This is a genomic window from Streptomyces sp. NRRL B-24085 (genome assembly GCF_001282115.1).
GTDB lineage: Bacteria > Actinomycetota > Actinomycetes > Streptomycetales > Streptomycetaceae > Streptomyces.
Window position 1 is genome coordinate 1 of the sequence record NZ_LJBR01000199.1, and the last position, 24403, is coordinate 24403.

The following is a 24403-nucleotide window of genomic DNA, read 5'->3' on the forward strand; positions in this document are numbered from 1 at the left end:
CAGGCTCTTCAACAGTGCTCCGTAACGGACGCCGGCCGCTGCGGGCGGACACCCCCCACCCCGTCCCCTCACCGCCGTACGCGTCTGCACGAGCGTCCCCATGACCCACCCAGGGGCGCGGGGAACTGCGTGACCAGCCCCCACCGGTCCGCACGCGCCGCGCGACCGAACCCGGCACCCCCTCGGGCGACCGTTACCCCTTGGACGGATGGGGGGTCGAGCCGTAGGCCGTCAGGAAGCGGTCTCGGAAGGAGCTCATCTTCCAGACCGGGGCGTCGTGGGCGGGCTTGAGGCCGTCCGTCCAGTTCCAGGAGGCGATCTTGGCCAGGACGTCCGGGTCCTTGGCGACGATCGAGATCGGGACGTCACGGCTGGCGTTCTCCCCGCTGACCCGGGCGATCGGCTGGTGGTCGCCGAGGAAGACGAGGACCGTGTCGTCGGTGCCGTAGCGCTCCAGCCACTGGGTGAGCGCGGTGACCGAGTAGGAGATGGACTTGCCGTACTCCTGCTTGGAGCGGGTGGGGTCGGCGATGATGTCGGAGGCCTTGTTGCCGGCCTTCTGGATGGGCTTGAAGACCGAGCCGTCGCCCAGGTCGTCCCAGTCGACCATCTTGGGGATGGGGGCCCAGGGCTGGTGGCTGGAGGTCAGGATGATCTCGGACATCAGCGGCTTGTCGCGCTTCCTGCCGTGGACCTGGCGCTGGTAGGCCTCCAGGGCGTACTGGTCGGGCATCGTGGACCAGCTGAACTTGGGCCCCCGGTAGCCGAGTTGGAAGGCGTTGTAGACCTTGTCGAGGCCGTAGTACTCCTGTTCCGGCCAGCCCTTCTGGACGCCCGGCATCACCCCGACCGTGTCCCAGTCGCCGGTCTTCCTGAACGCCTTGGTGAGGCTGAGGTGGTCGCTGGCCATGACCGTGCGGTAGCGCTGCTGGTTGTCGATCCACAGGCCGGAGAGGGTGGTCGAGTGGCCGAGCCAGCTGCTGCCGCCGTACGTCGCCGAGGTCAGCCAGCCGCTCTTCGCGTGGAAGCCGGCCTTCGCGAGGGCCGCGGTGCTCGTGTCGAGGGTCCTGTCGACGCCGGGCGCGATGGCCGGGTCCTCGACGGCGCTGCGGCCGTAGCTCTCGATGAAGGTGAAGATCATGTCCTTGCCGCGCAGGTCGGGCACCAGCTGGGAACCCGGCGTGTTGCCGAAGGCGTCGACCCTGGCCACCTTCTGGAACTCGGCCTCGTCCCGCACGGTGTACAGCACCCGCTTGGCCTGGAGCGCGGTGAGCGCGGCGGTGTGCTCGGAGGCCAGCGGGGTGCCGAGGACCTGGAGGCCGAGTGCGGAACAGGTGACCCAGACGGTGGCGGCGAGGAGCGTGCCGCGCGTGGCGGTCCGCCGGTGCAGGACCAGCAGGCCGCTCAGCCTGACCATCGCCAGCGTCATGAGCACCAGCAGCACGAGCACGAGGACGATCACGCCGATCACGGCTCCGACCGCCACGGCCCGGCCCATCGAGTCCGCGACGTAGGACTGCGCGTCGTCGAGCAGCTCCCAGTCCAGGACGAGGTTGAAGGGCCGCCCGAGGTAGTCGTTGAAGCCCATGTCGAGCAGGTTCAGGACCGTCATCACCCCGAGCCCCACGCCGGCCGTCACGGCCACCGCCAGCCGCGGCCGACGCGGCAGCGCGAGCGTCACGGCGGCCCCGAGGATCGCCTCGGCCGGTATCCGCGCGAACTCCCGCGGGTGCAGGTAGGTGATCTTGTTGGGCAGGAGCAGGGCCCCGAGGACGAGCAGGGCGGCGAGGACGTTCAGCGCCCACCGCGTGTTGCGTACGGCGGTGGGGTGCGCGTCCCGCCAGGACGGCTTCCGGGCCGGCGGACTGTCCCCGCTCGTCGCCTCGGCCTCGGGTGACGTGCTCTCTGCAAGGGTCTCGGACACCCGAGGGTCCTTCCATACGGTCCTGGTGGAAGGCGGACCCGTCTGGGGTCCCGGATCCGCCACCGTCCCGTACGGCCCACCCCGGGCCGCGGTTCACGTCCTGGGGCAAACACCGCCCCAACGCTTGGTCAACGGTGAGACTGTGCGATCAGGCGCCCCCGACCGCCGTCAGCAGGGCAAGAGGCGCCGCCGCCGCCCGGGACTCCCGCACACACGCGTGCGGATACGGCACCGGCTCGCCGTGGGACTCCCTTCCGTACCCCGCCAGCACCTCCGGCAGCCGGTGCCCGGTCACCGTGGCCGCGTCCACCAGCCCGTGCGCCACCTCCCGCGCCTCGTCGTGCAGTCCGTAGCGGGCGAGCCCCAGCGCGATCAGCGCGTTGTCGTGCGGCCAGACCGAGCCCCGGTGGTAGGAGAGCGGATGGTAGGCCGGCTGGCCGGAGGCCAGCGTGCGCACGCCCCAGCCGGAGAAGAAGTCCGGTTCGAGGAGGCGTCGGCCCACCAGCTCGCCGTACTCCTTGTCGAGCAGCCCCGACCACAGCAGATGCCCGGCGTCCGAGGCCAGCGCGTCGACCTGCCGGCCCTCGCCGTCCAGCGCGAGGGCCGGGAAGGAGCGGTCCGGCATCCAGAAGTCCCGCTGGAAGCGGTCCCGCAGGTCCGCCGCGGCCTGTTCGAGCAGTGCCGCGTATGTCTTGTCCTGCCACACCGTGCGCGCGAGCCACGCGGTCCTGCGCAGCGCGTCGTACGCGTAGCCCTGGGCGCCCGCCGCCGTCACCGGGCCGCTCGGGCGACTCCCGTCGGCGCCGCAGATCGACCCCGGCGAGTCCTTCCAGTTCTGGTTGGCGAGGCCGCCCTGGTCGGCGCGGTAGACGAGGTAGCCGCGCGAGGTGAGGCCGCCGTGGTCGAGCATCCAGCCGACCGCGGCCCTGGCGTGGGACTTCAGGCGCCGGGCGAGGGCGGCGTCCCCGGTCTGTTCCACGTACGCGCCGAGCAGCACGAGGAACAGCGGGGTCGCGTCGACCGAGCCGTAGTAGCGGCCGTACGGCACCTGCCCGAAGTGCGCGAGCTCCCCGTGCCGTACCTCGTGCACGATCTTGCCGGGCTGGGCCACGGAGGCCGCGCCGGTCTCGGTGGCCTGGGTGGCGGCCAGCGCGGGGAGGGTCGCGGCGGCCAGCCGGGGCCGGTAGGGGAGGGCGAAGAGCGAGGTGAGGAGGGCGTCGCGGCCGAGAAGGGTCAGGAACCAGGGGGCGCCCGCGGCCGGGACACGCAGATCCTCGCCGTCCGGGCCGGTGGCCGGGACCTGGAGCGAGGCCAGGTCGGCGAGACCCCGGGCGCAGGCCGCCGCCAGCTCCGGCCAGCCGGTCGGGAAAGCCACCCCCTCCACGAACTCGCCCTCCAGCTCCAGGAGGTGACGGTTCACGGCGGCGGGGGAGCTCGGAACCCGCCGGGCCCGCTTGTCGCCGTGCGGGCGGGCCATCACGCGCAGGATCAGCTCGGCCGTGCCGTGCGGCTCCAGGCCGAGCGTCCAGACCAGGCGCCTGGCCCCGGTGCCGGTCTCCTCCACGCCGTCCGGGGCGGGGTCGGCCGTCACCGTCGTACAGGACCGCCACTCGTGGCGCTGGTAGCCGAACTCCACGCCGTCGTCGCGGACTTCACGGGTGCGGGTGACGCCCGTCTTCGTGTAGGTGCGGTGGTCGGAGCGGAGTTCGAACTGGTCGGTGAAGTCGGCGTCCGCGGTGATCGCGAGCCGTACCGTCGTCGGTACCGGACGGTTGCTGGTGACCCGGAGCGACTCGACGAACGAGCCGTCCCCCACCGCCTGTTCGCGGAACAGGGTGTGCGCCGGGGGTTCCTGGCGGCCGCCCCGCGGCACCAGGACACAGCGCGCGGTGTCACCGTCGGCGACCGGCGACAGGGCCTCCGGGACCGCGCCGTCGACCGTGAGCTGCCAGCGGCTCAGGTGCCGGGCGTCCCGGACGAACAAGCCGTCCGGTGACGTGCCGTTCCGGACGCCGCTGATGTCCCCGCCGTCACCCACGGCAGCGAACATCCCGCCGTGCACGAGCAGATGATGCCGGTCCGTCATGGCCGGTCCCCTCCCTTGAGTCCCATGTCCGCCGTGACTGTGGTGTCGCTGTGCAGCAGGTCGAGCGCGAGCGCGGCGGTCCAGCCGAAGCCGGTCGCCCCGCAGGCCTCGCCGGTGTACGGGTCGACGTACTCCGCGAAGTCGCCGGCCGCGGCGAGTGCGAGGACCGACTCCCGCAGCGCGTCGGCCCGTCGGTGCTCGGCGTGGACGCGCAGGCCCCGCTCCAGCAGCCACGCCGTGTTGAACCAGGCCGGGCCGCGCCAGTAGCGGTGCGGGTCGAAGGCCTCGCCGAGGAGGTCGTAGCTGGGCGGGAGGCGGGTGCTGGTGCCCAGCCCGAAATGGGGGCCCGTGGCGGTGCGCACGAGCGTGAGGGCGAGGTCCCGCGGGAGGCCGGGCAGCAGCAGGGGGACCAGGCCGCAGACGCTCCGCTCGGGGATCAGGGAACCGCGCCCGTCCTGTGCCGGGGCCCCGAGATCCCGGCACAGGAACATGCCGCTCGCCGGGTCCCACAGCCTCTCCACCAGTACGGCCGTCAGCCGCTCCGCGCGCGCGTGCCGGGCGGTGCCGGGCGCGCCCAGCTCGGCGGCGATCCTGGCGAGGGCGTGCTCGGAGGCGATGAGCAGGGCGTTGAAGGCCGGATCCTCGACGGCGAACCCGGCGGTGCCGACACCCCGGCCCCCGCCCGTCCCATCCCGGTACCCGCCGTCCCGGTAGTCGGCCGCCAGCCGTACGTACCGGCCGTAGTCCAGGTCCGTCGGCCGGTCCTCGGCCGCCCCGTGGTCGAGGTCGGCGCGGCGGAAGGAGCGGGCCGGGGCCGGTGTGACGCGGGACAGCGGGAGGTCCCAGGCCGGGCTGTTGTCCATACCCTGTTCCCAGGGGTGCACGACGGACGCGAGGCCGCCGCCGCCCAGGTCCCGGCGGTGCAGCAGATAGCGGTGCCAGGCGGCCAGGCGCGGGTACACCCGGGCGAGGAAGCCGCGCGCCCGGGACAGGCCGGGGTCGGCGCGGTGCACCAGCCACGCGGCCAGCGCGTGGACCGGTGGCTGCACGATGCCGGACGTCTGTACGGTGCGCGGGGCGCCCGCGGCCCGCCCCGCGGTGGCGGAGCGCCAGAAGTCGGGGCTCGGGAAGTACGCGTCGAGCGGTACGGAGGGGTTGAACACGATGTGCGGGACACGCCCGTCGCCCCACTGGGCCGCCAGCAGGGTCTCCAGCTCGGTCTGGGCCCGCAGCGGCGACAGGTGGCGCAGGCCGATCGCGATGAAGGCGGAGTCCCAGGACCACTGGTGCGGGTACAGGTGGCGCGAGGGCACCGTGGAGGTGCCGGTCCAGTTGGCCTCCAGCACCCGCGCGGCCGCGGTGTGCACGGAATGTGACGAACCCGGCGGATCGTATGCGATCGAGTGCTGTGCGGAAGGGGTGACGAGCTGGGCGGTGCGATCCACTCGGGGCTCCCCGAAAGACGTGTGGCTGACCGGTTCGGTCAGGGCTACCGTAGGGTTACGTCTATTTAACACGCAAAACCCAATATGTAATGCAGAGTTGAGAAACACAAGGGGGTGAGCATGGCTGGACGTCAGACCGGTGCCGGAGATCTGCTCGAACTGGTCCGCAGCGGACGGGCCGTCACGCGCGGCGCGCTGCAACAGGCCACCGGACTGTCCCGGGCGACCGTCGGCCAGCGCCTCGACCGCCTCTTCCGCGCGGGCTGGCTCCGCGAGGGCGCCGGGGGTCCCGTGGACTCCCCGCTGGGCGGCCGCCCCTCCATCACCCTGGAGTTCGACGACGCCCACGCCGTCGTCCTCGCCGCCGACCTGGACACCCGGCACGCGCGTGCGGCCGTGCTCTCCCTGACGGGCGAGATCCTCGCCGAGCACAGCGGCACCCTGGTCGTCGAGGACGGCCCGGACGCCGTGCTCGGCGAGCTGGGCCGCTGGTTCGCCGAGCTGCTGGAGAAGGCCGGGCACCGGGCGTCCGAGGTCTGCGGCATCGGGCTGGCCGTGCCGGGCCCGGTCGACCGGGAGAGCGGCCGGGTGGTCCAGCCGCCGATCATGCCCGGCTGGGACGGCTACGACATAAGAGGCCGCCTCGCCGGCTCCTTCACCGAGCACACCGGGGCCGGTCGGGTCCCCGTGCTCGTCGACAACGACGCCAACCTCATGGCGTACGGCGAACAGCGCACCGCGTATCCCGACTGCGCGGCGTTCGTGCTGGTCAAGGTCTCCACCGGCATCGGCGCCGGAGTCGTGGTGGACGGCTCGGTCTACCGGGGCATCGACGGCGGCGCCGGCGACCTGGGCCACATCCGGGTGCCGGCGGGCGCGGAGGCACTGTGCCGCTGCGGGTCCTACGGCTGTCTCGCCGCCGTCGCCAGTGGCGGTGCCGTGGCCCGCCGGCTGGCGGCGACCGGCGTGCCCGCGACCTCGGGGGCGGACGTGCGGGACCTGCTCGCGTCCGGGCACCCCGGGGCGGCGGCCCTCGCGCGCGAGGCGGGGCGGCACGTCGGGGACGTCCTGGCGACGGTCGTGACCCTGCTGAACCCGGGGGTCCTGATGATCGCCGGAGATCTGGCCGGAACCCCCTTCCTCACGGGGGTGCGGGAGCTGCTGTACCAGCGGGCGCTGCCGCGTTCCACCGCCCGCCTCGACGTCGTGACCTCACGGCTGGGGGAGCGGGCCGGGCTGGTCGGGGCGGGCGCGCTGGTGGTGGAGCACCTGTACGCGCCCGAGCGGGTCGAGGAGCGGTTGCTGGCGATGGGCGTATGACGTCCGTGTTTCGGCCCGGATGCCCGTCCGCATGGTGAAATCCGGCCCGCTGTGGCAGCGTGATTCTCGCCACGCTTGATAAGGGCAGGGCTCAGATGAGCGGATCTTGGGCGACTGCACTTCTCCAAGGGGTGGCACTCAGTGCCACCCCTTGATCGTTCATCGATCGAAATCAGATGTGGGCATAGGGTGCTCATGTGAGCGGATCAAGGAGTGCTGGAGCCCGCTTGCGTTCAAGAAGTGAAAACATCCGGCGACTGTCGCTTGCCAAGCTTTGACTTTCGATCCGCTGGCGGACGGCTGGTTACGGGCGTATGACGCCCGAGCAGACGTACCCAGAAGCCTTCGATCTGGGTATGTTCCTCGCCGTCAGGGCAGCCACCGCGTCCTCGAGGGAGTCGAGACCCGTGTCGGAAAACAAAGATCCTCACGTAGCGAAGTTCGTCTACGACTTCACCGAGGGAAACAAGGACCTCAAGGACCTCCTGGGTGGCAAGGGCGCGAACCTCGCCGAGATGACCAACCTGGGGCTTCCCGTTCCCCCCGGCTTCACCATCACGACCGAGGCGTGCAAGGTCTACCTCGACAGCGGTGAGGAGCCGGCGGCACTGCGTGACGAGGTGAGTGCGCACCTCGACGCGCTGGAGCAGCGCATGGGCAAGAAGCTCGGCCAGGCCGACGACCCGCTGCTCGTCTCGGTCCGCTCCGGCGCGAAGTTCTCCATGCCCGGAATGATGGACACCGTCCTGAACATCGGTCTCTCCGACAAGTCGGTCCAGGGTCTCGCCCAGCAGGCCGGCGACGACCGCTTCGCCTGGGACTCCTACCGGCGCCTGATCCAGATGTTCGGCAAGACCGTCCTCGGCGTCGACGGCGACCTCTTCGAGGAGGCCCTCGACAAGGCCAAGGAGGCCAAGAAGGTCACGGTCGACACCGACCTGGAGGCCGCCGACCTCAAGAAGCTGGTCACCGCCTTCAAGAAGATCGTCAAGAAGGAGGCCGGCCGGGACTTCCCGCAGGACCCGCGCGAGCAGATGGACCTCGCCATCCACGCGGTCTTCGACTCCTGGAACACCGACCGCGCCAAGCTCTACCGCCGCCAGGAGCGCATCCCGCACGACCTGGGCACCGCCGTCAACGTCTGCTCGATGGTCTTCGGCAACCTCGGCCCCGACTCCGGCACCGGTGTCGCCTTCACCCGCGACCCCGCCTCCGGCCACCAGGGCGTCTACGGCGACTACCTCCAGAACGCGCAGGGCGAGGACGTCGTCGCGGGCATCCGCAACACCGTCCCGCTCGCGGAGCTGGAGCAGATCGACAAGAAGTCGTACGACCAGCTGATGCAGATCATGGAGACGCTGGAGAACCACTACAAGGACCTCTGCGACATCGAGTTCACCATCGAGCGCGGCCAGCTGTGGATGCTCCAGACCCGGGTCGGCAAGCGCACGGCGGGCGCGGCCTTCCGGATCGCCACCCAGCTCGTCGACCAGGGCCTGATCGACGAGGCCGAGGCGCTCCAGCGCGTCACCGGGGCCCAGCTCGCCCAGCTGATGTTCCCGCGCTTCGACGAGAACACGAAGGTCGCGCAGGTCGGCCGGGGCATCGCGGCCTCGCCGGGCGCGGCCGTCGGCAAGGCCGTCTTCGACTCGTACACCGCCGTCAAGTGGTCGCGTTCCGGCGAGAAGGTCATCCTGGTCCGCCGGGAGACCAACCCCGACGACCTCGACGGCATGATCGCCGCCGAGGGCATCCTGACCTCCCGCGGCGGCAAGACCTCCCACGCGGCCGTCGTCGCGCGCGGCATGGGCAAGACCTGTGTCTGCGGCGCCGAGGAGCTGGAGGTCGACACCAAGCGGCGCCGGATGACGGTTCCGGGCGGGCATGTCGTGGAGGAGGGCGACCTGATCTCCATCGACGGGTCGTCCGGCAAGGTGTACCTCGGTGAGGTCCCGGTCGTGCCGTCCCCCGTCGTCGAGTACTTCGAGGGCCGGATGCACGCGGGCGCCGCCGACGCCGACGAGCTGGTCGAGGCCGTGCACCGGATCATGGCGTTCGCCGACCGCAAGCGGAGCCTGCGGGTGCGGGCCAACGCGGACAACGCCGAGGACGCGCTGCGCGCCCGCCGGTTCGGCGCCCAGGGCATCGGGCTGTGCCGTACCGAGCACATGTTCCTCGGGGACCGCCGTGAGCTGGTCGAGCGGCTCATCCTGGCCGACACGGAGGCCGAGCGTGAGGAGTCCCTGAAGGAACTGCTCCCGCTCCAGAAGCAGGACTTCGTCGAGTTGTTCTCGGCGATGGACGGGCTGCCGGTGACGATCCGGCTCCTCGACCCGCCGCTGCACGAGTTCCTCCCCGACATCACCGAGCTGTCGGTCCGCGTGGCGCTCGCGGAGTCCCGCCAGGAGCCGCACGAGAACGAACTGCGCCTGCTCCAGGCCGTGCACCGGCTGCACGAGCAGAACCCGATGCTGGGCCTGCGCGGCGTGCGCCTGGGCCTGGTCATCCCCGGCCTGTTCACCATGCAGGTCCGCGCGATCGCCGAGGCGGCGGCCGAGCGCAAGAACGCCAAGGGCGACCCGCGCGCGGAGATCATGATCCCGCTCGTCGGCACGGTCCAGGAGCTGGAGATCGTCCGCGAGGAGGCGGACCAGGTCGTCGCGGACGTCGAGGCGGCGACCGGTGTGGAGCTGAAGCTGTCGATCGGCACGATGATCGAGCTTCCGCGGGCCGCGCTGACCGCCGGTCAGATCGCGGAGGCGGCGGAGTTCTTCTCCTTCGGCACGAACGACCTCACCCAGACGGTGTGGGGCTTCAGCCGGGACGACGTGGAGGCCTCCTTCTTCACGGCCTACCTGGAGAAGGGCATCTTCGGAGTCTCCCCCTTCGAGACGATCGACAAGGACGGGGTCGGCTCCCTGGTGAAGCTGGCCGCGGAGGCGGGTCGGCGCACCCGCCCCGACCTCAAGCTCGGCGTCTGCGGTGAGCACGGCGGCGACCCGGAGTCGGTCCACTTCTTCCACGAGGTGGGTCTGGACTACGTCTCCTGCTCCCCGTTCCGCATCCCGGTGGCCCGCCTGGAGGCGGGGCGCGCGGCGATCACGGCGAACGGCAGCGACCACCGGTAGGCCCCGAGGGCCACTGGAGCCCCGGAACCGCCGTCCGTCCCCGACCCTCATCCGATGGGCGGCGGTTCCGGATCACGAAGAGAGGGGGCGGCACCCTTGTGCGGGGGTGCCGCCCCCTCTCCGCGTGCCCGGGGGTCAGCGCTCGGCGCGACGCCTGCGGGTCGACGCCACGAGCGCGCCGCCGGTGAGCAGGACGGCCGAGCCCGCGGCGGCGAGGTACACGGTGGTGTCGCCCCCGCCGCCGGTCTCGGCGAGGTCCGGGCCCTTCTCGCCGCTGCCCTCGGCCGGTGCCGCCGCCTCGTCGTCGTGCGCCACGAAGCCCGCGGGCGGCCGGTCGCAGCCGATGCCGTCGCCGTCCCGGTCGAGATGGCTGCCGTAGTGCTCGTCGCCCTCGGGGATGTTCGCGTAGCCGGCGGCGTACGCCTCGATGCAGTTCTCGAACGGGTGGTCACCGTCGTGTGCCGAGGCGGCGCCCGGCAGCACGGCCAGCGCCAGCGCGGCGACGACGACGGCGCCGGGCTTGCGGAGCAGGTTCACAGCAGGTCCTTCCAGGTTCATGGTGATATCCGCGCAGATGATCAAGAAGAGCCGATCAGTCGGATATGAGGTGACGAACCTAGTGAGACGCGCCTCCCCTGTCGGCGACATGAGCAACCCGTGATGCGAACGTGACGTGACCGGAGGGTAGCTCTCCGCCACGGTGGTGCCTTCGGCTCAGCTGTCGCAGGCCACCCCGTCGTTGTCCCGGTCCAGGTGGGAGGCGTACCCCGGCTCACCGCGATGGATCGGCGCGGCGCCGGCGGCGCGGGCCTCGGAGCAGTTGCCGTAGTAGACGCTGTCGGCACCCGTGTCGGACCCGGAGTCGGTGTCCGCCTCGGCCTGTGCCGTGACCGTTTTCGTGACCTTGACCGTCTTCGTGGCGGTCACCGTGACCGCGGGTTCCGGCTCCGGCGTCGCGGTGGCCGTCGTGGTCGCCGTCACGGTGACGGTGGGCTGCGGTTTCGCGGCGGCCGGCTTCGCGTCGTTCGTCGGCTTGTCCTGGTCGCCGGCGCCCATGCCGACGCCGAGGAAGAGTGCGAGCGCGAGGGCGGGCAGGACGTACCGCTTCCGGGCCCACCTGGGGGCGGGTCGGGAAGCGGGCGGCGGTGTCGGCTGCCACGGAGGCGTGGGCTGGGTGTGGTACGGGTTGGTCATCTCGTCCCCCTGGAGTCGTTACATGAGGGGATGACCGTATTGCGGACGCCGTACTTGTGGAGATGAAGTGTTCATTCCGTGACCATTACATGCCATCCGGTGTCACGTCCGGAACGGGCCCGTCACCTCGCCCGACGGATTACGTCCCGTGCGCTCCGCTCGTAGGGTGGACCCCACCCCGTCTGCGGAGGGAGCCGGTCATGTCGGGCTGGAGTGCCGAGGACGTCCCCGGCCAGAACGGGCGCGTGGCCGTCGTCACCGGGGCCAACAGCGGCATCGGGTACGCCACCGCGCGGGAACTCGCCCGCCGGGGCGCCCGCGTGCTGCTCGCCTGCCGCAGCGAGGCGCGGGGGGTCGCGGCCCGGGACCGGCTGGCCGGCGAAGTGCCGGACGCGGACGTGGAGTTCGCCCACCTGGACCTCGGGGACCTCGCCTCCGTACGGGAGTTCGCGACCACGTACCCCCACGACCGCCTCGACCTGCTGGTCAACAACGCGGGCGTGATGGCGCTGCCGTACGGCACGACGGCCGACGGCTTCGAGATCCAGTTCGGCACCAACCACCTCGGCCACTTCGCGCTGACCGGCCTGCTGCTGCCGAGGCTCCTCGGGACACCCGGCGCCCGCGTCGTGACGGTCTCCAGCCCGGTGCACGCCCTGGCCAACATCGACATCGCCGACCTCAACAGCGAGCGCCGCTACCGGCGTTGGACCGCCTACGCCCGCTCCAAGACCGCCAACCTGCTGTTCGTCCACGAACTGGCCCGCAGACTGGCCGCGCACGGTTCGGACGTGGTCGCCGCGGCGGCCCACCCCGGGTACGCGGCCACCAACCTCCAGGCCGCGGGACCGAGGATGGCCGGCCGCAGGACGGCGGAACGCCTCATGAGCGTCGGCAACCGCTTCTTCGCCCAGTCCGCGGACGCCGGAGCCCTGCCCACCCTCTACGCGGCCACCGCCCCCGACGTGCCGCCCGACTCCTTCACCGGGCCCTCCCTGGCCGGGTGGCGCGGTTCCCCGGCCCCCACCTGGCGGGCCCCCTGGACCCGCGACGACCGGGTGTCGCAGCGCCTGTGGACCGCGTCGGAGGAGCTCACGGGGGTGACGTACGACGCCCTGAAGGGCTGATCCCCCTCGGTCCCGTCAGTCCTTGCGGCCGGTCACCGCCACCGTCACACCGAGCCCGATCATGGTCAGGCCCCCCACCCCGCCCACCAGGGAGAGGCGGCGCGGCGAGCGGGCGAACCAGCCCCGGGCGGTCGCCGCGACCAGACCCCACACGGCGTCGGAGACCAGCGCGATGACGTTGAACACCAGCCCGAGCAGCAGCATCTGCGCGGCCACATGACCCTGGCCGCGGTCCACGAACTGCGGCAGCACGGCGGCGAAGAACACGATCGTCTTCGGATTGGTCACACCGACCGCGAACCCCTCCCAGAACGTGCGCAGACCGCCGTGGCCCGCCGCGGCCGCCGTCACGTCCTCGGCGAACGCCGCGCGCAGCGAGCCGCGTCCGCGCCACGCCTTGACGCCCAGGTACACCAGGTAGGCGGCGCCGGCGAGCTTGAGCGCGGTGAACACCAGCACCGAGCGCTCCACGACCGAGCCGACCCCGAACGCCACGGCGAGGACCAGGACGTAGGCCCCGGCCGTGTTCCCGGCCACCGTGGTCAGGGCGGCACGCCTGCCCTGCGCGAGTGCCCGCCCGATCACGAAGAGCACGCTGGGGCCGGGGACCACGATCAGCAGGAACGACATGGCCGCGAAGGCGAGGAGACGGTCGGTGGGCACCATGCACCCATGCAAGCACGGGGCACTTTCGCTCTCCAGCGGATATTTCCGAGCGGGTCAGGCCGTCGCCCCGCTGTCCACCACCAGGTCCGTGCCCACCACCGACGAGGCGTCGTCCGAGGCCAGGTAGAGCACGGCGGCGGCGATCTCGGACGTGGACGAGACCCGGCCCAGCGGAAGGGCCGCCCGCACGCGCTCCGCGCGGTCCGCCTCCGTCTCGCCGGGGCGCAGGGACATCGGGGTGTCCACCGCGCCCGGGCTGACCGCGTTGATGCGGACGCCGTCGCGGATGTGATCCAGGGCCGCACCCCGGGTGAGGGCGGAGACGGCCGCCTTGGTGGCGGCGTACGCGGCGGCGCCGGGGGAGCGGGTGTGGGCGCCGAAGGTGGAGGCGATGTTCACGATCGCGCCGCCGGAGGGCTGCGAGCGCATCCGGCGGATCTCGGCCCGGAGCGCCAGGAACACCCCGGTCAGGTTGACGTCGAGCTGCTCCCGCCAGTCCGCGGACGACAGCTCGGCCAGGGGCCGCCCGCCCCGGAACACCCCGGCGTTGTTGACGGCCACGTCGAGCGAGCCGAAGCGGTCCACGGCCGCCTCGACGACGGCCTCGACCTCGGCGGCCCGTGTGACGTCCCCGGTCACCGGGAGTGCCTTGCCGCCCGCCTCCTCGATCAGCCGGACCGTCTCCGCCAGCGGCTCCGGCCTGCGTCCGGCCACGACCACCTGCGCACCCTCCGCGGCGAACGCGACGGCGACGGCCCGGCCGATGCCGGAGCCCCCGCCGGTGACGAGAGCGGTCCTGCCGGTGAAGCGCGTCATGATCTCCCCTTGTTCTTGACCGATCGGTTCAGTATGGCGGCAGAAAAAAGGGCGCCGCCCGCCCTCGAAGGGTTCAGTCGAGCAGCGCCAGCGCCTGTTCCGCCGCGTCCCGCACCCGGGCCGGGTCCGCCGAGGCCTTGCCGACGACCCGCAGCCCCTGGAGCAGCACCAGCAGCATCCTGGCGAGGGTCAACGGGTCGCGCTCCGCGGGCAGTTCGCCCTGCGCCTGCGCGCGGACCAGCGCCGAGTGCAGCACGGTCTCCAGCTGGTCCCAGTTGCGCTCGACGTGCCGCTCGGCCGCCGGGTCGTGCGGGGCCAGCTCGGCGGCCGCGTTGGTGACCATGCAGCCTTTGCGGCGCAGTCGCTCGTCTGCGGCCTCCGTCGCGTACCGCCGTACGACCGCCCGCACGGCCGGCAGCGCGGGCCCCGGCTGGGACAGCTCCCGCACGATCGGCGGCAGCCCGGCCCGGTCGTAGCGCTCCAACGCCCGCAGGTACAGCTCGTGCTTGCTGCCGAAGGTCGCGTAGAGGCTGGCCCGCCCGATGCCGAGGTGCGCCACCAGGTCGGACATCGACGTCGCCTCGTAGCCGCGCCGCCAGAACAGCTCCAGGGCTGCCTGCAGCGCGGCCTCGGGATCGAACTCCTTGGTCCTGGCCACGGGGAGGAGCCTAGGACTGTGTAGAACGGTCGGTCAAGAAACACAGGTGGACGTCACCCGCGGCGTTCGGCCGACCGAGTGTCATTTCCTCTGGCTGTCAATGGTTATGGCCGCGACCCCGGTGAAGTCCGGAGCCGCCCAGTGAGGCCCCGGGGCCGGCCGCCGTGACCGGAAGGGCGGCGCCGAGAACGTCACTTGGTACGACACGGTCTCTACCGCGCGTCGGGTCGTGCTGCGGAATCCCACCGGTCACACCTGGTACGCCGTCGGCCCCTCCGTCGGTGACGGAAGCGGCGGCGGTCCTCAGACCATGGACGACACCACTCACTCCGGTCGGGATCGGTGAGTCGACGGGGGGCGGGGAAGGCGACAGCGGAGCATCGCGGGAGGTCACCGAGTACGGGATCGGTCTGACCTCCGCCAACGGCACGATGCCACCGGGCGCGCCCGGACAGTCCAGTGCGGTGAGCCTCTCCCGACTCCAGGACCCCATGGCCTCGACCTGCGAGTTGTACGCGGCCCCCAGTTGCTCCATCACCACGGCTGCTTCGAGGGCTTGCTGCTCGCCGGCGGACAGCTTGCCCCGGCCGGCGTTCAGCAGATCCTCGGCGTTCACCTTGCTCGGGGGGTCCGCACTGGTTCGCGCCCGGCTGCCCGGGATGTCGTCGCCGGCAGGGGACATGGCGTCGATGTGGGTCTTGTACTCCTGCAGCGCGTTGGCGGCGCCTCGCAGGGAGACGGAGAGGTATCTGGCGTGTTCGGCGGTGTCGGCGATCTTGCGGTGGAAGCGTGCCACCTCTGCGCGGAACGCTTCGGCCGCTTCGCCCTGCCAGGACCGCATGAGCCGGGCGACAGTGGCGTCGAGCACACCGAGAACGCCCCCGTCCTCTCCTCCGACGAGGTCATCGCGGACCGCGTCCCAGCCAAGGCCGGCGGTCCGGACCTGTTCTGGGTCGGCGTGCACGACCATTGCCTTCAACTGTGCCAGACTCCTGGCCGCGAACGCGGTGGAATGCCTGCTCGCGTAACGCTGGCCCGGGCGCAGGTAGTCGTACTCCTTCTCTGCCATGTGACTGTGCCTAATACTCCGCGTCCTCGTAGGCGTCCCGTGTCCATTTCAGCTTGCGGGTGAGTTCCTCCGCGAGGGCACGGAGGTGGGTGGCGACATCCTCCAAATGGGTCTTCACCGAAGCCTGTCCGGCGAAGAACTCGTATGCCTCGTCGAATCCGGTGCCGAGCGAGTCACGGGCCAGGCCCGTCTCGTAGCGGGCCTTCGATTCCGCTTCCTCCAAGCGCCGGATGACGCCGTACAGCCGACGGAGTGCCAAGTCCATCTCTTCGAGGTCGACTTGGTAGCGCTGCACAGCCAATGAGGCCCCTCCCCGTCACTCAAGTCCCGTGTGGCGGCAGACTACTAGTCTTTGAACCGCCCCTTACGGTGAGTTCACTTACGAGGCTTCGAGGATCTGCACTCCCGAGAGCCCGTCGGAGCCGGTCAGGACCGCCCCCTTGGGGACGATCAGCTGCCGGAGAGCAGGAAACCGGGGGAAGTTGTGTACCCGGGTCGCCTCGTCCCGGACACCCTCGCCCAGGTCCAGGACGGACACCTGCGGGAACTGCCCCGGCATCGCCGCAAACAGGCTGGAGGGCAGAGATCCGACGAGGGCCAGTCGCCGGATCCCGGTGACGGCCAGTCGTGGTGGGAGACAGCTCAGCGAATGCGCCGAGACCGTCAGATCGTCGAGCGTCGGGTGACACTGGATGGCTGCCCAGTCCGCCATGGAGGCGGGGCTGTTTCCTCTCCCGAGGACGAGCGCTCGCAACGCGGGCCACCGGCCGATGTCCGGCAGCACGGGCAGACCGCCGGGCTCGGCCATCGAGAAGTACTCCAGGCCCGGCAGTTGAGCCAGGGCGTCGACGGACCTCAGGTTCGGGCAGTTCGACAAGGTAAGACGGCGTAATCCTGCCCAGTCCTTCAGGAAGTCGAGACTCCTGAGTACGTTGTTCACACTGATCACCAGCTCGTCCGTGGAGCCGGGCAGGAGCGGGCCCGCAGCGGTGAGCGCAGCCTCGTCGAAGTCGCCGCGCAGGCGCAGCCGTGGTCGGCTCCCGAGCCCCCGCAGGGCAGCCAGCTGCCCGGGAGTCCTGACGGTGAGGATGTCTTCCGCCGGGAGGTGTGCGATCACCTCCCGCGCGTAACGGACGGCGTCGAATGATGCCCAGGCGTCGACGACCCGTTCCCGCACCCGAGGCCATGGTGCCGCACAGAACTGCGCGAGCAGAGGCAGAGCCGCGTCGTGGACGATTCCCGCGGCGGTCTCCAGTACGTACCCGGCCTCCCACTCGGTGAGCTTGTCCGGGCCGGGCAGCAGTTCCAGGACCATCGGCCCGACCTTGATCAGTGCGTCCGCCTCCTCGATGGTGCGGGGCGGAATGATGCGCGAGGCCCGGGCCTTCACCAGCGTACGGACGTCTTCGTCTAGCTCCGCCACGTGCTCCAGACACGCCATGGCCAGCAGGTGGACACGGCGGTCGCCGAGCCTGTCACCGCGATCGACCAGGTCTTTGAGCAGGTTCGCGCACTCCTTGGGGCGGGCATGGGCGACAGCCATCCTGATGACGTCCTCCCACTGGGTCCTGTCCGCATGGGCGGCCAGCAGGCCGAAGTCACCTTCCTCCACGGCTGCCCTCGCGGCCAGGAAGTCCTGGAAGGTGCGGTGGACGAAGTCGATGGCGTCCACCGCCGGCTCGCGCAACAGTCCGCTGCGCAGCAGCAGATGGTCCAGAACGCACTGCGCGTCGCCGAGTCGAGCCACCTGCGGTACGGAGGGGAGGGCATCGGTGACGATCTGCGTGGCCCGGCTGCGGTGGAGTTCGGTGTGCTGGTTGCGGATCATCCAGTAGGCCAGCTTCTGGAGCAGCTTGATCTGCGGTTCCTTCGTCAGCTCCAGACCGATGGTCTCGAAGAGCCCCTTCTGCTGCTCCCGGCGCTCCAGCAGCATCCCCAGAGCGGCGTCGTACAGCTCCTTGCGGCCGTGCGGCAGATAGCCCTGTCGATCGCGGTGCAGGGCGCAGATCAGGGCGCACATCAGCGGATTGGTGGCCAGCGCGGCAAGGTCCTGCTTGGTGCGGATGGCGATCAGCAGCCTGTGGGCGACGGAGCTGTCGGCTCCCGTGGCGGAGTGCCAGCGTTCCACGAACACCGTGACCGCGTCCCGGCTCATGGGACGAAGAGCCAGTTCGGCGAATCCGTCGAGAGCAAGCCAGTCGTCATGTACGGCGGACGGCCGGGAGGTGACCAGCCACAGGTTTCCCGGGTAGGCGGCGACCAGATCGCGCAACCACCCGCGAGTGCGTTCTCGGTCCGGTTCCGGGATCTCGTCGATGCCGTCGACCAGGAGCAGCCCACGCCCGCCGGTCAGGACGCGGTCGGTCCAGCAACTCGGCTGGGCCCCCGCGATGGAGCAGCCTACGGCGGTCAGGAAGTTCTCGGGCGACGGAAGTCGGGCGCCGTCGCGGACGAGGTGGCGCAGGGGGAGGACGAACGGAACGCGCCCGTGGAGATAGGCCATGTCGCCCCTCGCCCCACCACCGGCGGCGGCGACTGCCAGCCACTGGACGAGGGTGGTCTTGCCGGACCCGGCGACTCCGCGCAACAGCACGCGGTCCCGGCTGGCGAGGGCCTTGTCGGCCGGTAAGGGGCCGTCGCGGTCGGTCCGGTCGGCGCCCCCGGACGGGCGCTGCCCGGCTCTGGCCTCCAGGCTCAAGTAGGAGGCGTCCAGCGGCCATTCACGGTCGTGGTTGAGGTCGACGCCGTAGATCGTCAGGCGACTGTGTATGCCGCGGATGTACGCGGCGTAGCGCTCCTCGAACTCGGCGTCCAGGTCCGTCGCCGGACCGCGGACCTCGCGGACGTCCGGGGCGGGGCAACCCAACTGGGTCAGCGCTCGGACGAAGGATTCGTCGCTCAAGAGCTCATCGACCGGCGTGGCCTTGAGACGGCTGTGCAGCCAGCCCTCGGAGTCGGCGGCGACCACCCCGATCAGCAGGCCTCGCGCGAAGAGGGCCGCGCCGGAGAAACCGGCCCAGGGCGAGCCGCCGTCGGCACGGGGCGCGGGCACATGGTCGACGTCCAGCACGTACGACTGCCTGACCAGCGCGGAGCCGGGCTTGACGGTACCGGTGACGTGCTCGCTCTCCAGCCGGGCTCGGTCGTCCCGCTGGACGTGCGGATAGCCGATGGCCTCACAGCCGGGCAGGGGTGCGATGCCGCCCACTCTGCCCCAGCGGGAGGCCCAGGCAGCGTCGGAAGCCTCGTCGGTGAGCGGTTCGTCGGCCAGCAGCAGGGCGGCGTCGCAGGACATGTCGTCGCGCTGCCAGACGCGCTCGCAGCGCACTGGCTCCCGCCTTCCGGGCACGAGGACCCGGATGCCGGAGCCACGCGCGACGACATGGGCCGCCGTCAGGACGACGCGCGGAGAGAGCAGATAGCCACTGCCCTGGGTCCCGCAGAGGACTACGGCCGGCCGGTCCGCGAGAGGGCCGCCCCGATCGCCGAACTGCACGATCAGTCCCGTGCCGCGGCGGAGAAGCCGCTCACATCGCCTTCGTCGTCAGCGGCGATGAGCCAGTCCCGGCCCGTCACCCGGTCCCTGGGTTTCAGAGTGAACGAGACCTTGTGCGTATGGGCCCTGGACACACCGGCCTCCGCACCCGTGTCGACGACCCACGCCTTGAGGCCTCCTCGTGCCCGGGCGTCGCGGCGCACCTCCACCGCGAACTCCATGTGGATCTCACCCAGTTCGAAGCGGAGGCCTTGACCCTCACCCCGGTTTGCGGCCTCCACCAGGCCGTCCCGTACGGCTCCGACCACATCGGCGAGCTCAATGCTGTCGCTCACTGTCCCCCGTTCACCATCCGGCTCTCGCGTCACCACTGCAAGAACCTATCTCGCTGCGAGAGGGGGGCGCACCCTGTCCACGTACTTCAAGGGCGCACAGTGCAACGGACTGTCTCACCGTGCGCCCCGCAACAGGGCGGCTCACCGGAGCAGGGTCCGGCCCGGAGCGCCGTGGCTCCGGGCCAGGGAGAACAGGAGCGCTCCCTACGCTCGTACGCGCGATGTCACTGCGCCCGTACCTCGTACGTCGTGATCCGCACCGACTCGTCGTCCAGGCACTGCCCGGTCTCCAGGTCGAACCGCTGCTTGAGCAGGGGCGAGGCCACGAACGGCCGGCCCTGGGCACTGCCGGTCAGACCGCGCGAGAGGACCGCCGCGCCGCTGAAGGGGTCGCGGTTGTCGACGGCGTACAGGTTGCCCGCGCGGTCGCGGAACAGGGCCGCCTGCCGGCCGTCGGGCAGCAGGGCCGCCACGCCCCGGCCGGGGAACAGCCGGGTCAGCTCGCAGACCGCGAACCAGTCGCCGTCCAGGTGGAGTTCGACCTTCAGGTCGGTGGTCTCGGGTGCCAGGGTCATCGCTGGGCGCTTCCTTCCAGGGGACGGTGGCCGATGGTCAGCAGCGGCAGGTCGGGCTTGATCTGCTCGCGCTCGGGGACGAAGCCGACGACCGGGTCGGGGGTGTCGGGGGCGTTCACGAAGGACACGAACCGGGCGAGCTTCTCCGGGTCGTTGATGGTGGTCGCCCACTCGTCGGCGTAGTGCGCCACGTGGGCCGCCATCAGGGACTCCAGCTCCTCGCAGATGCCGAGGGAGTCCTCCACGACCACGTCACGGACGTGGTCCAGGCCGCCGGGGATGCGCTCCAGCCAGGTCGAGGTGCGCTCCAGGCGGTCCGCGGTGCGGATGTAGAACATCAGGAACCGGTCGATGAGCCGGATCAGTTCGGCGTCGGTGAGGTCCTGGGCGAGCAGGTCCGCGTGGCGCGGGGTGGCGCCGCCGTTGCCGCCGACGTAGAGGTTCCAGCCGTTGGAGGTGGCGATGACGCCGAAGTCCTTCGACTGGGCCTCCGCGCACTCGCGGGCGCAGCCCGACACCGCCGACTTCAGCTTGTGCGGGGAGCGCAGGCCCCGGTAGCGCAGCTCCAGGTCGATGGCCATGCGGACCGAGTCCTGGACGCCGTAGCGGCACCAGGTCTGGCCGACGCAGGACTTCACCGTGCGCAGGGACTTGCCGTAGGCGTGCCCGGACTCGAAGCCGGCGTCCACCAACCGCGTCCAGATCAGCGGGAGTTGCTCGACCCGCGCGCCGAACATGTCGATCCGCTGGCCGCCGGTGATCTTCGTGTAGAGGCCGAAGTCGCGGGCGATCTCGCCGATCGTGATGAGGCCCTCGGGGGTGATCTCGCCGCCGGGGATGCGCGGTACGACCGAGTAGGAGCCGTTCTTCTGGATGTTGGCGAGGAAGTGGTCGTTGGAGTCCTGGAGGGCCGCCTGCTCGCCGTCCAGGACGTAGCCGCTCGCGCCGATCGTCGGGGCGAGGGAGGCGATGATCGAGCCGACGGCCGGCTTGCAGACCTCGCAGCCGTCGCCGCCCCGGGCGCCGTCGCGGCCGTAGCGGTCGAGGAGGTCCTGGTAGGTGTTGATGCGCAGGGCCAGGACGATCTCGTAGAGCTCCTCGCGGGTCTGCGCGAAGCAGCCGCACAGGCCCTTGTCGACCTCGACGCCGGACGCCTCCAGCTCCGCGGTGACCAGCTGGCCGAGCACCTTGACGCAACTGCCGCACGTGGTACCGGCCTTGGTGCACTTCTTCACCTCGGGCACGGTGGTGCAGTTGTGCTCGGTGACCGCTCCGCGGATCGTGCCCTTGCGGACGTTGTTGCAGGAGCAGATGATCGCGTCGTCCGGCAGCGCGGTCGGGCCGAGCTGCACCGACTCGCCCGCGCCGGCCGGCAGCACCAGCGACTCGGGAGAGACCGGCGGGACGGAACCGGTGAACGCCTTCAGCGTGCCGTACGCCTCCGCGTCACCGACCAGGATGCCGCCGAGCAACGTGCCGTCCCGGCCGATGACCAGCTTCTTGTACAGGCCCGCGCGGGAGTCGGAGTACACGACGTCCAGGCAGTCCTCGGTCGCGCCGTGCGCGTCGCCGAAGGACGCCACGTCCACCCCGAGCAGCTTCAGCTTGGTGGAGAGGTCGGCGCCCAGGAAGGCGGCCTCGTCGGAGGCGATGGTCGCCGCCGCCGTCTCGGCCTGCTCGTAGCCGGGGGCGACCAGGCCGTACACCCGGCCGTCGGCGGCCAGAGCGCACTCGCCGATCGCGAAGACGTGCGGGTCGGAGACCGTACGGCACTGCTCGTCGACGGTGATGCCGCCGCGCTCGCCGACGGTCAGGCCGCACTCGCGGGCCAGCTGGTCGCGGGGGCGGACACCGGCGCTGAACACGACCAGGTCGGTGGCGAGTTCGGAGCCGTCGGACAGCTTCATGCCGGTGACGGCACCCTCGGCGTCGACCACGATCTCCTGCGTGCCCACCCCGGTGTGGACGGTCAGGCCCATCTCCTCGATGGTCCGCAGCAGCGCCGCGCCACCGCCCTCGTCGACCTGCACCGGCATCAGCCGCGGCGCGAACTCCACGATGTGGGAGGTGAGTCCGAGGCCCTTCAGGGCGCCGGCCGCCTCCAGTCCGAGCAGACCGCCGCCGACCACGGCACCGGTGGTGCGGGTCTTGGCGTACTCCTCGATGGCGAGGAGGTCCTCGATCGTGCGGTAGACGAAGCAGCCCTCGGCGTCCTTGTTCGGGACCGGCGGCACGAAGGGGTAGGAGCCGGTGGCGAGGACGAGGGTCTCGTACGCGAAGACCTGACCGGACTTGGCGGTGACCTTCTTCGCCTCGCGGTCGATCGCGACGGCCGGGTCGCCGACGTACAGCTCGATGCCGTGCGTCTCGATGAACTCCATGTCCGTCATGGACAGTTCCTCGGGCGTCTTCCCCGAGAAGTACGAGGTGAGCGCGACCCGGTCGTACGCGGGACGCGGTTCCTCGCAGAGCACGACCACGCGGTGGGTGGCGGTCAGGCCCCGCTCGGCGAGCGCCTCCAGGAAGCGCTGGCCGACCATGCCGTGGCCGACGAGGACGATCGTGGGGGTGGCCTCCGTGGCCTCCGGGGTGGCGGTCATCAGGAGCCTCCATCGTTGGTGAGCAGGTGGAGCAGCGGTCCGCCGTCGGAGGGGAGCGGCTCTGCTCCCTCCCAGGCGCGGGCGAGCGCGCCGACGGTGCCGAGTTCGCCGACGAGGACCCCGCCGACCAGGCGGTCGTCGCGGACGACGACCTTGCGGTAGGTCCCGCGGGTGGCGTCCGTGAGCTGGACGACGTCGTCGCCAGGCAGCGCCTCGGTCTCGCCGAACGCGGCCAGGTCGAAGGCGGTCTGCCCGGGCAGCGTGAGCCGGGTCAGCGAACGGGTGCCGGTGTAGCGGGCGCCTTGGTTTCCGGTGCCGGCCGCCAGCAACTCGGCCAGCGCGTCGGCCTGTTCGAGGGCCGGGGTGGCGAGGCCGTAGACCGTGCCGTCGTGCTGGGCGCAGTCGCCGATGGCGTGGATGTGCGGGTCGGAGGTGCGCAGTTCGTCGTCCACGACGATGCCCTTGCGCACGTCCAGGCCCGCGGTTTGCGCGAGACCGACACGGGGGTGGACCCCGCAGGCCAGGACCACGATCTCGGCGTCCAGCGCGTATCCGTCGGCCATCTCGACCGAGCGGACCGCCCCGCCGACACAGCGCACGTCCCGCACGCGCAGGTCGGTGTGGACCTCGACGCCGAGGTCCACGAGGTGGCGGCGGACGAGCTTGGACGCGCTCGGGTCGAGCTGGCGCTCCATCAGCCGCTCGGACTGCTGGGCGAGGATCACCTGGGCGCCGCGCTGGGCGAGCGCGCGGGCCGCGGACACCCCGAGGAGCCCGCCGCCGATGACGACGGCCTTCACGCCGGGCCGCACGGCCTTGGACAGTCCCAGGCAGTCGTCCATGGTCCGGAAGGCGTGCACGCCCTCGGGCAGCACGTGGTCGGGGGTGAACAGACCGCGCAGCGGCGGAAGCACCGGGTTGGAGCCGGTGGCCAGGACCAGCGTGTCGTACGCGATCTGCGAACCGTCGGCGCACTCGACGGTCCGTGCCTCGCGGTCGATGCCGGTGACCCGGGCACGGGTCAGCGCGGCCGGCGCCGGGAGCGCGATCACGTCGGGGGTGTACCGCCCGGCCAGTACCTCGGCGAGGAGCACCCGGTTGTACGGGCGGTGCTCCTCCTCGCCGATCAGCGTCACGGGCGTGCCGAGCTCTCCGAGCCGCCGGGCGAGCCGGACGCCCGCGAGCCCGGCGCCGATCACCACCACACGCGTATTCGAGGTCATGTCAGGAGCGTGCGTGGTGGGTGTTACCCGACCGCATCACCTCTGTTTCCCGTGAGGAACGCTGCCCTCAGCAGGGACCGGGGGCGGGTGTGAGGGTTCGGGACGGGCGGCGCGGGAGCACTGTGAGGACGCCCGTGCGACCCGGGGCGCGAATATCGCGTACGGCCAGTGGCCGGCCTGACGCTACCGTGACGCCGTGACGACTCAGGTGATCGTGCTCAACGGCGGGTCCAGTTCCGGCAAGACGGCGCTCGCGCGTGCCCTCCAGGCCGTGCTGCCCGAGCCGTGGCTGGCGTTCAGCATCGACGACTTCGTCGACTCGATGCCGCCGGCCCTCCAGGAGTCGGACGCGGGCCTGGAGGTCACGGCGGACGGCACGGTGAGCGTGGGAGCGGACTTCACACGGCTGGAGGCGGCCTGGAGGGCGGGCCTCGCCGCGACCGTCCGCGCGGGCGCCCGGGTCGTCGTCGACGACGTCTTCCTCGGCGGCCCGCACTCCCAGGAGCGCTGGCGGGACACCCTGGCCGGCCTCGACGTCCTGTGGGTCGGCGTGCGCTGCGAGGCCGCCGTTGCCGCGGCCCGCGAGACCGCCCGGGGCGACCGGGTCCACGGGATGGCGGAGAAGCAGGCCGAGCTCGTCCACCAGGGCGTGGTCTACGACATCGAGGTGGACACCACCCGCACCGGCTCCCCGGACTGCGCGCGCACCATCGCCGCGGCGGTCGTCGGCGGTTCCCCGTG

19 protein-coding genes are annotated in these 24403 nt (G+C 71.4%); 4 read left to right on the forward strand and 15 right to left on the reverse strand.

What is annotated here, in order from left to right:
- Positions 1–193: 193 nt before the first annotated feature.
- The 3 genes from AOJ26_RS21830 to AOJ26_RS21840 form a co-directional block, all read right to left on the reverse strand.
- On the reverse strand, positions 194–1924 hold the full coding sequence (locus tag AOJ26_RS21830; RefSeq protein ID WP_179200237.1) for a CDP-alcohol phosphatidyltransferase: 1731 nt from the start codon (positions 1922–1924) through the stop codon (positions 194–196).
- A gap of 148 nt (positions 1925–2072) precedes the next feature.
- On the reverse strand, positions 2073–4010 hold the full coding sequence (locus AOJ26_RS21835; RefSeq protein WP_053850016.1) for a glycogen debranching N-terminal domain-containing protein: 1938 nt from the start codon (positions 4008–4010) through the stop codon (positions 2073–2075).
- Entirely contained in the window at positions 4007–5455 is a 1449-nt protein-coding gene (locus AOJ26_RS21840) for an MGH1-like glycoside hydrolase domain-containing protein (protein WP_053850017.1), read from the reverse strand. The genes AOJ26_RS21835 and AOJ26_RS21840 overlap by 4 nt, the downstream gene beginning before the upstream one ends.
- A gap of 120 nt (positions 5456–5575) precedes the next feature.
- Here AOJ26_RS21840 and AOJ26_RS21845 point away from each other — a divergent pair, with 120 nt between their 5' ends.
- The gene (locus AOJ26_RS21845) at positions 5576–6775 is read left to right on the forward strand and encodes an ROK family transcriptional regulator (protein ID WP_053850034.1); all 1200 of its coding nucleotides are present in this window, start codon (positions 5576–5578) and stop codon (positions 6773–6775) included.
- Positions 6776–7182: 407 nt separating this feature from the next.
- Positions 7183–9903, forward strand: a complete 2721-nt coding sequence (ppdK, locus tag AOJ26_RS21850) for a pyruvate, phosphate dikinase (RefSeq protein WP_053850018.1) — start codon at positions 7183–7185, stop codon at positions 9901–9903.
- 135 nt (positions 9904–10038) lie between these two features.
- Here the strand turns inward: ppdK and AOJ26_RS21855 are convergent, their stop codons facing one another.
- Positions 10039–10440, reverse strand: coding sequence for an excalibur calcium-binding domain-containing protein (locus tag AOJ26_RS21855; protein ID WP_053850019.1), 402 nt, complete (start codon positions 10438–10440; stop codon positions 10039–10041).
- A 177-nt stretch (positions 10441–10617) separates the two neighbouring features.
- Entirely contained in the window at positions 10618–11097 is a 480-nt protein-coding gene (locus AOJ26_RS21860; RefSeq protein WP_053850020.1) for an excalibur calcium-binding domain-containing protein, read from the reverse strand.
- 200 nt (positions 11098–11297) lie between these two features.
- Here AOJ26_RS21860 and AOJ26_RS21865 point away from each other — a divergent pair, with 200 nt between their 5' ends.
- Positions 11298–12224 carry an oxidoreductase gene (locus tag AOJ26_RS21865; protein WP_053850021.1) on the forward strand — a complete coding sequence of 309 codons (927 nt, stop codon included), beginning with the start codon at positions 11298–11300 and terminating at the stop codon, positions 12222–12224.
- Between the two features lie 15 nt (positions 12225–12239).
- Here the strand turns inward: AOJ26_RS21865 and AOJ26_RS21870 are convergent, their stop codons facing one another.
- The 10 genes from AOJ26_RS21870 to AOJ26_RS21915 all read right to left on the reverse strand — a co-directional run bounded on the left by AOJ26_RS21870 (position 12240) and on the right by AOJ26_RS21915 (position 23662).
- Positions 12240–12890: a LysE family translocator gene (locus AOJ26_RS21870; protein WP_053850022.1), complete on the reverse strand. Its 651-nt coding sequence runs from the start codon at positions 12888–12890 to the stop codon at positions 12240–12242.
- A gap of 54 nt (positions 12891–12944) precedes the next feature.
- The gene (locus AOJ26_RS21875; RefSeq protein ID WP_053850023.1) at positions 12945–13706 is read right to left on the reverse strand and encodes an SDR family NAD(P)-dependent oxidoreductase; all 762 of its coding nucleotides are present in this window, start codon (positions 13704–13706) and stop codon (positions 12945–12947) included.
- Between the two features lie 73 nt (positions 13707–13779).
- Entirely contained in the window at positions 13780–14364 is a 585-nt protein-coding gene (locus AOJ26_RS21880; protein ID WP_053850024.1) for a TetR/AcrR family transcriptional regulator, read from the reverse strand.
- Positions 14365–14461: 97 nt separating this feature from the next.
- Positions 14462–15334 carry a WXG100 family type VII secretion target gene (locus AOJ26_RS21885; protein WP_159044355.1) on the reverse strand — a complete coding sequence of 291 codons (873 nt, stop codon included), beginning with the start codon at positions 15332–15334 and terminating at the stop codon, positions 14462–14464.
- A gap of 109 nt (positions 15335–15443) precedes the next feature.
- Complete coding sequence (locus AOJ26_RS21890) at positions 15444–15728, reverse strand: hypothetical protein (RefSeq protein WP_053850026.1); 285 nt, start codon at positions 15726–15728, stop codon at positions 15444–15446.
- A gap of 84 nt (positions 15729–15812) precedes the next feature.
- Positions 15813–18929: an NACHT domain-containing protein gene (locus AOJ26_RS21895; RefSeq protein ID WP_053850027.1), complete on the reverse strand. Its 3117-nt coding sequence runs from the start codon at positions 18927–18929 to the stop codon at positions 15813–15815.
- Between the two features lie 2 nt (positions 18930–18931).
- Positions 18932–19264, reverse strand: coding sequence for a trypco2 family protein (locus AOJ26_RS21900; RefSeq protein ID WP_053850028.1), 333 nt, complete (start codon positions 19262–19264; stop codon positions 18932–18934).
- A 224-nt stretch (positions 19265–19488) separates the two neighbouring features.
- Positions 19489–19839 (reverse strand): nitrite reductase small subunit NirD, encoded by a 351-nt coding sequence (nirD, locus tag AOJ26_RS21905; RefSeq protein WP_053850029.1) that lies wholly within the window; start codon positions 19837–19839, stop codon positions 19489–19491.
- Positions 19836–22439 (reverse strand): nitrite reductase large subunit NirB, encoded by a 2604-nt coding sequence (nirB, locus tag AOJ26_RS21910; protein WP_053850030.1) that lies wholly within the window; start codon positions 22437–22439, stop codon positions 19836–19838. The genes nirD and nirB overlap by 4 nt, the downstream gene beginning before the upstream one ends.
- Positions 22439–23662 (reverse strand): NAD(P)/FAD-dependent oxidoreductase, encoded by a 1224-nt coding sequence (locus AOJ26_RS21915; protein ID WP_053850031.1) that lies wholly within the window; start codon positions 23660–23662, stop codon positions 22439–22441. The genes nirB and AOJ26_RS21915 overlap by 1 nt, the downstream gene beginning before the upstream one ends.
- A 196-nt stretch (positions 23663–23858) precedes the next feature.
- Here AOJ26_RS21915 and cpt point away from each other — a divergent pair.
- Positions 23859–24403: chloramphenicol phosphotransferase CPT (gene cpt / locus AOJ26_RS21920; protein WP_063790302.1), on the forward strand; the 545-nt coding region annotated here is incomplete at its 3' end.

Excerpts from the sequence above, each read along its gene's own strand:
- AOJ26_RS21845 (WP_053850034.1), top strand. The coding sequence starts at position 5,576 with ATGGCTGGACGTCAGACCGGTGCCGGAGATCTGCTCGAACTGGTCCGC.
- AOJ26_RS21870 (WP_053850022.1), bottom strand. The coding sequence starts at position 12,890 with ATGGTGCCCACCGACCGTCTCCTCGCCTTCGCGGCCATGTCGTTCCTG.
- nirB (WP_053850030.1), bottom strand. The coding sequence starts at position 22,439 with ATGACCGCCACCCCGGAGGCCACGGAGGCCACCCCCACGATCGTCCTC.
- AOJ26_RS21915 (WP_053850031.1), bottom strand. The coding sequence starts at position 23,662 with ATGACCTCGAATACGCGTGTGGTGGTGATCGGCGCCGGGCTCGCGGGC.
- AOJ26_RS21875 (WP_053850023.1), bottom strand. The coding sequence starts at position 13,706 with ATGACGCGCTTCACCGGCAGGACCGCTCTCGTCACCGGCGGGGGCTCC.
- nirD (WP_053850029.1), bottom strand. The coding sequence starts at position 19,839 with ATGACCCTGGCACCCGAGACCACCGACCTGAAGGTCGAACTCCACCTG.
- AOJ26_RS21860 (WP_053850020.1), bottom strand. The coding sequence starts at position 11,097 with ATGACCAACCCGTACCACACCCAGCCCACGCCTCCGTGGCAGCCGACA.
- AOJ26_RS21835 (WP_053850016.1), bottom strand. The coding sequence starts at position 4,010 with ATGACGGACCGGCATCATCTGCTCGTGCACGGCGGGATGTTCGCTGCC.
- AOJ26_RS21885 (WP_159044355.1), bottom strand. The coding sequence starts at position 15,334 with ATGGTCGTGCACGCCGACCCAGAACAGGTCCGGACCGCCGGCCTTGGC.
- AOJ26_RS21865 (WP_053850021.1), top strand. The coding sequence starts at position 11,298 with ATGTCGGGCTGGAGTGCCGAGGACGTCCCCGGCCAGAACGGGCGCGTG.